Origin of the sequence: Sphingomonas sp. (genome assembly GCF_017304615.1) — a bacterium.
GTDB lineage: Bacteria > Pseudomonadota > Alphaproteobacteria > Sphingomonadales > Sphingomonadaceae > Sphingomonas.
On record NZ_JAFKLZ010000005.1, the window covers coordinates 56329 to 63670 of the forward strand.

Below are 7342 nucleotides of genomic sequence, written 5' to 3' on the forward strand. Positions count from 1 at the left end.
TGCGCGATTGTCGATAGCATGAGGCTGGCGCTGCCCCTTCCCGGCTCGACCGCCACGCCGCCTGCTCTGCGCCGGATGCGAATCATCGCGACGGCGCTGTTGCTGGCGATGGCGGCGCTGTTCCTCGTCGCCCGCGCCTTCGGCACGCAGCATCCCGCCTGGGGATTCGTCCGCGCCTTTGCCGAAGCGGCAATGGTCGGCGGCCTGGCCGACTGGTTCGCGGTGACGGCGCTGTTCCGCCACCCGCTCGGCCTGCCCATCCCGCACACCGCGATCGTGCCGCGTAACAAGGACCGGATCGGCGACACGCTGGCCAGCTTCCTGCGCGACAATTTTCTGATCCCCCGCGTTGTCGCGCGCCGGATGCAGCGGCTCGACGTGGCGGGCGCGGCTGGGCGCTGGCTCGCCAACCCCCGTGGCGCGACCGAAGGCCGGTTGCGCCGGGGGGCGTCGCGGCTGGCGGCGGACATGCTCGAATCGCTCGACCAGGAACGGCTGGGCGGGATGGTGCGGACGACCTTGGCCCAGCGGCTGCGCGCACTCGAAGTCTCGCCGCTGCTCGGCAATGCGCTGGCCGCCGCGATCGCCGACAATCGCCACATCCCGCTGCTCGACGGCATCGTGAAATGGTCGGCCAAGGTGCTGGAGGCGAACGAGCCGATCATCCGCGCGATGGTCCACGAACGCGCCGGATCGCTGATGCGCTGGACCGGACTCGACGAAACGCTGGCGAACAAGATCATCGCCGGGCTCGACGGGCTGATCCAGGACATGGCGGCCGACCCCCATCACCCGTTGCGCGCGAAGGCCGACGAAGGCCTCGCGCAACTCGCGCACGACCTCCAGCACGATCCAGCGATGCAAGCGCGCGTCGAGGGGTTCAAGGCGGAGATGCTCGACAATCCCGCGCTCAGCGACTGGTGGCAGGGCATCTGGGAACAGATGCGCGGCGCGATGCTGAAGATCGCGCGCGATCCCGATTCGATGATGGCGGGCAAGTTCGGCGAGGCACTGCGCCAGCTCGGCACGACGTTGCAGGAGGATCCCGAACTCGCCGCGACGATCAACCGCTTCGCGCGCCGCGCCGCGGTCGGCGCCGCCGCCGATTATGGCGACGCGATCGTGCGGCTGGTGTCGGAGACGGTGCGCGGCTGGGACGCGCAGACGATCACGCGGCGGCTGGAAAACGCGGTCGGCCGCGACCTGCAATATATCCGCATCAACGGGACGCTGGTCGGCGGGCTGGTCGGCGTCGCCATCCACGCGGTGGACGTCGCGCTCTAAGGCCAGTCGAGGACCGGCCAGCCCCTCTCCGCCGCCAGCGCGCGCAGCTTCGCGTGCGGGTTGACCGCGAACGGCTCGTCCGCCCAGGCCAGGGTCGGCGCGTCGGACACGTGGTCCGAATAGAAGCGGACATGCGCGTCGTCGCGCGCGATCCCTTCCCTCGCCATCCAGGCCCGGATCATCCGCAGTTTCGCGTCGGCGTAGCAATTCTCCCCCGCGATCCGCGCGATCATGCGATCGCCCTCGACGGTCGAGGGCGTCGCGATGACGTCCGCGATCCCCAGCGCGCGAGCAATCGGCCTCACGTAGAAGTCGTAGGATGCCGTCGCCAGCACGACGCGATACCCCGCCGCCCGGTCCGCCGCGATCCGCGCGCGCGCCTGATCGTAAACCCCGCCCACCGCGATCCGCTCGCCGAACGATTCGGCCGCCGCCTCCACCGGCGCCAGGTCCGCCCGACGCCCCATCACCAGCGCCTGTGTCATTTCCTTCAACCGCACGCGGTCGATTCGCTTCGTTAGATAGAGCGCTGCCGGCCCCAACGTCGCCAGCAGCGAAACCGCGCCCCACGACCGCCGCGTCGCATAATGCGTCAGGAACGGCGTCCACGTCGCGCGCCGCGTGATCGTCTTGTCCATGTCGTAGATTGCGAGCCGGTGCATGCCGCGCATGTTATTGCCGATCCTGCCATTATCTTCCATGGTCTCCCGCGAATGAACGACGAAGCAGCCTTTACCGACGATGGCACCGCCGGCACGCTGCGCTTTTCGGGCAACCTGTCGCTGGCCAGGCTGGGCGATCTGCCTGATCGGCTCCTGGCCTATCACGACCCGGTCGAACGGCTCGATCTGTCGGGGATCGACCGCATCGACACGATCGGCGCGTGGACGATCCATCGCTTCGCGCAAAAGCACGGCGCGACGGTAGAGGGACTGTCACCCGACGGCCGCCATCTGTTCGATCAGGTCGTCGCCGCCGATCAGCCGGTCAGCATCCGCAACGAGCGCGTCCCGGCGTTCCAGCGCGTCCTCGGCGAAATCGGCGCGGCGACGGTCCAGGCGGGCCGGACGCTCTACGGCCTGCTCGGCTTCCTCGGCGCGATCACGATCGCGTGCGGGTCGATCGTCCGGCATCGCCGTTTCCGGTTCGACGCGACGGTGCAGCAGTTCGAAGTGGTCGGCGTGTCGGCGCTGGCGATCATCGGGCTTATGAGCTTCCTGATCGGCATCGTCATCGCGCAGCAGGGCGCGGTCCAGCTCCGCCAGTTCGGCGCGGAAATCTACACGATCAATTTGGTCGGGCGGCTGAGCTTGCGCGAACTCGGCGTGCTGATGACCGCGATCATGGTCGCCGGCCGCTCCGGGTCCGCCTTCGCGGCTCAGATCGGCACGATGCAATTGACCGAGGAAATCGACGCGATGCGCACGATTGGCGTGTCACCCACGGAGGCGCTGGTCGTGCCGCGGGTCCTGGCATCGACCGTCATGATGATATTCCTGGGCTTCTATTCGGCGCTGGTCGCGATCATCGGCGGCGGGATCTTGTGCTGGGCCTCGCTCGGCATTCCGTTCGTCACCTATGTCCAGCAAATCCGCGAGGTCGTGCCGATCAGCGACGTCTATGTCGGGCTGATCAAGGCGCCGGTGTTCGGCGCAATCATCGGGATGGCGGGCTGTTTCCAGGGGATGCAGGTCGAAGCGGACGCCGAACAGGTCGGGCTGCGCACCACCGCCGCGGTGGTTCAGGGCATCTTCCTGGTGATCGTGCTCGACGCGTTCTTCGCGGTGTTCTTCTCGTCGGTCGGGTGGCTGTGATGGCGACGGACGCGCGCGACAACGACCGGGACGTCATCATCCGCGTGCGCGGTCTGAAGAACACCTTCGGCGAGCAGGTCGTGCACGAGGACCTCGACCTCGATGTCTATCGCGGTGAGATCATCGGCGTGGTCGGCGGATCGGGCACGGGCAAGTCGGTGCTGATGCGCTCGATCATCGGGCTCCAGATTCCCGACGAAGGCGAGGTAACGGTATTCGGCGAACCCACGATCGGGCGCGAGGAAACCGAGGCGTCCGACATCCGAAAGCGCTGGGGCATATTGTTTCAGGGCGGCGCGTTGTTCTCGACGCTGACCGTCGCCGAAAATGTCCAGGTGCCGATCAAGGAATTCTACCCCAATCTCGACCCCGTGCTGCTCGACGAGATCGCGTCGTACAAGGTGGTGATGACCGGCCTGCCCGCCGATGCCGGGCCGAAATATCCCGCCGAATTGTCGGGCGGCATGAAGAAGCGCGCCGGGCTGGCGCGGGCGCTGGCGCTCGACCCCGAATTGCTGTTTCTCGACGAGCCCACGGCCGGCCTCGACCCGATCGGCGCCGCGGCGTTCGACGAACTGACCAAGTCGCTCCAGCGCACGATGGGGCTGACGGTGTTCCTGATCACCCACGATCTCGACTCGCTCTACGCGATCTGCGACCGTGTCGCGGTGCTGGCCGACAAGAAAGTGATCGCGGTCGGCACCATCGACGAGCTGATTGCGTTGGATCACCCGTGGATCGAGGAATATTTCAAAGGACCGCGGGGGCGCGCGGCGGTCGCGACACAGGAAGCGCACGAACGCGCACCGCAACGGACGCCGCAAGAGACAGGGGCTGATTGATGGAAACGCGGTCAAACCATGTGCTGGTCGGCGGGGTTGTCCTGATCCTGCTCGCGGTGCTGGCGCTGTTCGTCGTCTGGCTGTCGCGCTTCGGCGCGGAGGGCAAGCGCGAATACGACATCTATTTCAAGCAATCGGTCGATGGCCTCGCCAAGGGATCGTCGGTCAATTTCTCCGGCGTGCCGATCGGTCAGGTCAAGGACATCGCGCTCGACGCCAAGGCGCCCGAATTCGTCCGCGTGCGCGTGTCGGTCGATGAAAAGACGCCCGTGCTGCTCGGCACCACCGCATCGATCCAGGGCAGCTTCACCGGCCCCTCGACCGTCCAGCTCGACGGCGCGCAGACCGGCAAGCCGCTGATCAGTTGCGAAAACAGTTCGTGTGCGCTGGGCGTGCCGGTGATCCCGGCCAGGGCGGGCGGGCTCGGCGCCCTGTTGTCGAACGCGCCGGCGCTGCTCGAACGGCTTTCGACCCTCACCCAGAAGCTGACCGGGCTGGTCAGCGACCGCAATCAGGCGTCGATCGCCGGCATCCTCGACAACACGAACAAATTGTCGAAAGCGCTCGCCGATCGCGGGCCGGAAATCGCCGCGACGCTCGCCGAAACGCGGATCGCGATTCAGAAGGCTGGCGTGGCGGCGGAGCAGATCGGGAACCTTGCGGATACGACCAACGGCCTGATGTCTGAAGACGTCAAGCCGACCATCGCCAACCTCAACAAGACGATCTCGTCGGCGCAGCGCGCGATGGAGACGCTCGATTCGACGATAAGCGACGCGCGCCCCGGACTGCAGAATTTTTCCAAGCAGACGATTCCCGAACTCGGCCAGTTGATCCACGATCTGCGTGAAATGGCCGCGTCGCTGTCCTCGGTCGCCGAAAAGATTGACCGCGGCGGCGCGGGGTCGATCATCGGCAGCCCCAAACTCCCCGACTACAAGGGCAAGTGACATGAAGCGCTACCTTCCGCTCCTTCTCGCCTTGCCGCTGGCCGGCTGCTTCGGTTTCGGGGGCAAGCCGCCCAAGACGCTGCTGACGCTGAACCCGACGGCCACGCTGCCGGTCGGATCGGCCCAGAATTCGGCCGCCGCAAAAACCATCACGATCCTGGTCCCGGTGGTGCCTCAGGCGCTCGCCGTGGCGCGCATTCCGGTGACCACCGGCGACCAGGTCGCCTATGTTGTCGGCGCGGCGTGGGTCGAGGCGCCGCAACGGCTGTTCGCGCGGCTGATGTCCGACACGATCGCCGCCAAGACCGGGCGCGTCGTGCTGTCGTCGGCGCAATCGTTCAGCAATCCCGGCGCGCGGCTATCCGGCGAACTGCGCAATTTCGGCGTCGACGGATCGACCGGCGAGGCGGTGGTGACCTTCGACGGCGCGCTGATCCGGGAAGCCGGCAAGGACGTCGAGAAGAAGCGCTTCGAGGCGCGCGTGCCGATCAGCCCGATCGACAATACCACCGTCGGCCCGGCGCTGAATAAGGCCGCCAATCAGGTCGCGGGCGACGTCGCGGCCTGGGTCGGCAGCTGAGCGGTGCTTACCGCGCCGCGATCGCGCCGCCGGTTGGCACGCGATGCCACAGCTGGCAGACGCCCTCGACACCGCGGCCTTGCGCACTGGCGGCCTGCCCGGCGAACGCGGCCAAAGCCGCCGCGACTGCGATCGTAAAACGCGATACCATTTCCTGAATCCCACTTTTCGGCTGGGCCGTCTGCGCGCGATACGGGGCGCGAAGCGGCATCGCCAGCACCGATCGTGGCAAGAATTCGTATGTAGAGGCCCGGATTGCCTTAAGTCTTGCGGCGCACAGGCACCGGAACGTTGCAGATATCAGCGCCCCCCGCTGGCACGGTGAAGAAGGGCGGCTCGCGGTTTTCGCGGGCGTGCAGATATTTGGCGAAGGCGGGCGAACCGGGCGACAGATACTCGAAATGCGGCCGATCAGCGGCAGGCAGAGCGCTCGCCAGGCGCGCGCTGACGATCGGCGTCGGCTTCTGCGCATCACCGTAGAAACCGAGCTTGCCCGTGCCGCGCTCGAGCGAGGAGAGCGCATCGATTCCCTCGATCACGCGCCCCACCAGCGCGATGTTGCGGTCGAGTGCGCGAGGCGCATGCCCGATCACCGCGTAAAGCTCCGACCCGCTACCCACCGACGGCGCCAAATCCCGCGCTACGCCGACCATGCCGTAGCAATGCGTCAGCCAGCTTTTCTTGCCGTCCGATGCGACCGGCCAACCCGCGGCGTCGAAGCCTGCGATCGAAGCGAAGCTGTCGGGCCGCGTCATCCGCACGGCCGGTAGTGCTCCGGTACGGACATATTCCGCCGGGCCGCCATCGGCGACGCCTGCCGGTAGCTTCTTCTTCTCGGTCACGTCGCCCCATTGCGCGACATAATTGTCCTGCACGCGATAAACGCTGGTCGCATCCCACCATCCGGCATTGGCGAGCGCCCTCATCCGCTCGACATGGCGCGGCGCGAAGCTGGGCGCTAGCTGGACGATCACCTTGCGGCCGTTGGCCAGCGTAAAGATCAGGATGTCGTCGTCGGGGATCGTCCGCCATGCCGATGATGGCGCGGTGTTGGCGATTTCCCCGGGCGACAGCGGCGGTTTGACCTCGGGTTTCTTGGGAGACGTGGCGGCTTGCGCGAAGAACGCGGCGGCAAGAAGGATCGGCATGGCGGGAAGCTGCCACGTCGCCCCGACACGGGCAAGCGCTTGCGCGAGCGAGCGTGCTTCCCTAGAGGCGAGCGCTCCCGGCAATGCGGAGCGGTGGCCGAGTGGTCGAAGGCGCTCGCCTGGAAAGTGAGTATACGGCAAAACCGTATCGAGGGTTCGAATCCCTCCCGCTCCGCCAAGCAGTCTGCGAATTCCCCGATTCCCTGTTACCGAACCCTGTTCTGGGCGCAGTTTCGCGCGTTTTGTCCGCACACCGATACTGCGGAGAGTAATATGCACGGTCCGTTTTGGAGGAAATGCAGAGCGATTCTCTGACGACATGCAGTGCAGTACGGAATCTAAAACGCGAGGTGGGGAGCCTGTTAAATTCAAAAAACAGGGGCTCGACTGTCAGTCACGACAGATAACTAGTTGACGAAAATGTGCATTTCGGCCGCGATCGCGTTTGCTAAAACAGGTCGATAACAGGGCGTTATCAGGCCCAGTTGCATCCCAGTATCCTGCTTGCGGTGACGCGTAAATTGGCGGATATTGCAACTTCCACCACATAAACTCGAAGGAGTATGTGCTGTGGAGGCACTGTCAGACCAACGGGGCAGCTGCTAGCGGCTGCCGATGCCCCGCCGATCCCGAGCGCTACCGCCGAGCCCATTTAGACGTTTCAACTCCTCGCCCGAAGTAATCCGCCTGGTGGTGATGATGTACGTCCGCTTTCCGCTGTCGC

Annotated in this window: 8 protein-coding genes and 1 tRNA gene; 6 read left to right on the forward strand and 3 right to left on the reverse strand. The window is 66.0% G+C overall.

Going from position 1 to position 7342, the window contains the following annotated elements; all coding sequences use genetic code 11:
- Positions 1-18: 18 nt before the first annotated feature.
- On the forward strand, positions 19-1284 hold the full coding sequence (locus J0J06_RS16520; RefSeq protein ID WP_294043811.1) for a DUF445 domain-containing protein: 1266 nt from the start codon (positions 19-21) through the stop codon (positions 1282-1284).
- Here J0J06_RS16520 and J0J06_RS16525 read toward each other — a convergent pair.
- On the reverse strand, positions 1281-1985 hold the full coding sequence (locus J0J06_RS16525; protein WP_294043812.1) for an HAD-IB family hydrolase: 705 nt from the start codon (positions 1983-1985) through the stop codon (positions 1281-1283). The genes J0J06_RS16520 and J0J06_RS16525 overlap by 4 nt on opposite strands.
- A 12-nt stretch (positions 1986-1997) precedes the next feature.
- Here J0J06_RS16525 and J0J06_RS16530 point away from each other — a divergent pair, with 12 nt between their 5' ends.
- From J0J06_RS16530 to J0J06_RS16545, 4 genes are read left to right on the forward strand one after another with little or no spacing between them, the layout of a single operon-like run.
- The gene (locus tag J0J06_RS16530; protein WP_294043813.1) at positions 1998-3098 is read left to right on the forward strand and encodes an ABC transporter permease; all 1101 of its coding nucleotides are present in this window, start codon (positions 1998-2000) and stop codon (positions 3096-3098) included.
- The gene (locus J0J06_RS16535; protein WP_294043814.1) at positions 3098-3940 is read left to right on the forward strand and encodes an ABC transporter ATP-binding protein; all 843 of its coding nucleotides are present in this window, start codon (positions 3098-3100) and stop codon (positions 3938-3940) included. Before J0J06_RS16530 ends, J0J06_RS16535 begins: the two co-directional genes overlap by 1 nt.
- Positions 3940-4890 carry an MlaD family protein gene (locus J0J06_RS16540; RefSeq protein WP_294043815.1) on the forward strand — a complete coding sequence of 317 codons (951 nt, stop codon included), beginning with the start codon at positions 3940-3942 and terminating at the stop codon, positions 4888-4890. The genes J0J06_RS16535 and J0J06_RS16540 overlap by 1 nt, the downstream gene beginning before the upstream one ends.
- Position 4891: 1 nt before the next feature.
- Positions 4892-5470: an ABC-type transport auxiliary lipoprotein family protein gene (locus J0J06_RS16545; protein WP_294043816.1), complete on the forward strand. Its 579-nt coding sequence runs from the start codon at positions 4892-4894 to the stop codon at positions 5468-5470.
- A 7-nt stretch (positions 5471-5477) separates the two neighbouring features.
- Here J0J06_RS16545 and J0J06_RS16550 read toward each other — a convergent pair whose 3' ends face one another.
- A complete protein-coding gene (locus tag J0J06_RS16550) occupies positions 5478-5621 on the reverse strand; it encodes a hypothetical protein (RefSeq protein WP_294043817.1) in 144 nt (47 codons plus the stop codon).
- 109 nt (positions 5622-5730) lie between these two features.
- Positions 5731-6618, reverse strand: a complete 888-nt coding sequence (locus J0J06_RS16555; protein ID WP_294043818.1) for a peptidylprolyl isomerase — start codon at positions 6616-6618, stop codon at positions 5731-5733.
- Positions 6619-6705: 87 nt separating this feature from the next.
- On the opposite strand from J0J06_RS16555, the gene J0J06_RS16560 reads away from it, so the two are divergent.
- Positions 6706-6796: transfer RNA gene (locus J0J06_RS16560), tRNA-Ser, on the forward strand.
- The last annotated feature ends 546 nt before the right edge of the window (positions 6797-7342 follow it).

Excerpts from the sequence above, each read along its gene's own strand:
- J0J06_RS16520 (WP_294043811.1), top strand. The coding sequence starts at position 19 with ATGAGGCTGGCGCTGCCCCTTCCCGGCTCGACCGCCACGCCGCCTGCT.
- J0J06_RS16525 (WP_294043812.1), bottom strand. The coding sequence starts at position 1,985 with ATGGAAGATAATGGCAGGATCGGCAATAACATGCGCGGCATGCACCGG.
- J0J06_RS16530 (WP_294043813.1), top strand. The coding sequence starts at position 1,998 with ATGAACGACGAAGCAGCCTTTACCGACGATGGCACCGCCGGCACGCTG.
- J0J06_RS16535 (WP_294043814.1), top strand. The coding sequence starts at position 3,098 with ATGGCGACGGACGCGCGCGACAACGACCGGGACGTCATCATCCGCGTG.
- J0J06_RS16540 (WP_294043815.1), top strand. The coding sequence starts at position 3,940 with ATGGAAACGCGGTCAAACCATGTGCTGGTCGGCGGGGTTGTCCTGATC.
- J0J06_RS16545 (WP_294043816.1), top strand. The coding sequence starts at position 4,892 with ATGAAGCGCTACCTTCCGCTCCTTCTCGCCTTGCCGCTGGCCGGCTGC.
- J0J06_RS16550 (WP_294043817.1), bottom strand. The coding sequence starts at position 5,621 with ATGGTATCGCGTTTTACGATCGCAGTCGCGGCGGCTTTGGCCGCGTTC.
- J0J06_RS16555 (WP_294043818.1), bottom strand. The coding sequence starts at position 6,618 with ATGCCGATCCTTCTTGCCGCCGCGTTCTTCGCGCAAGCCGCCACGTCT.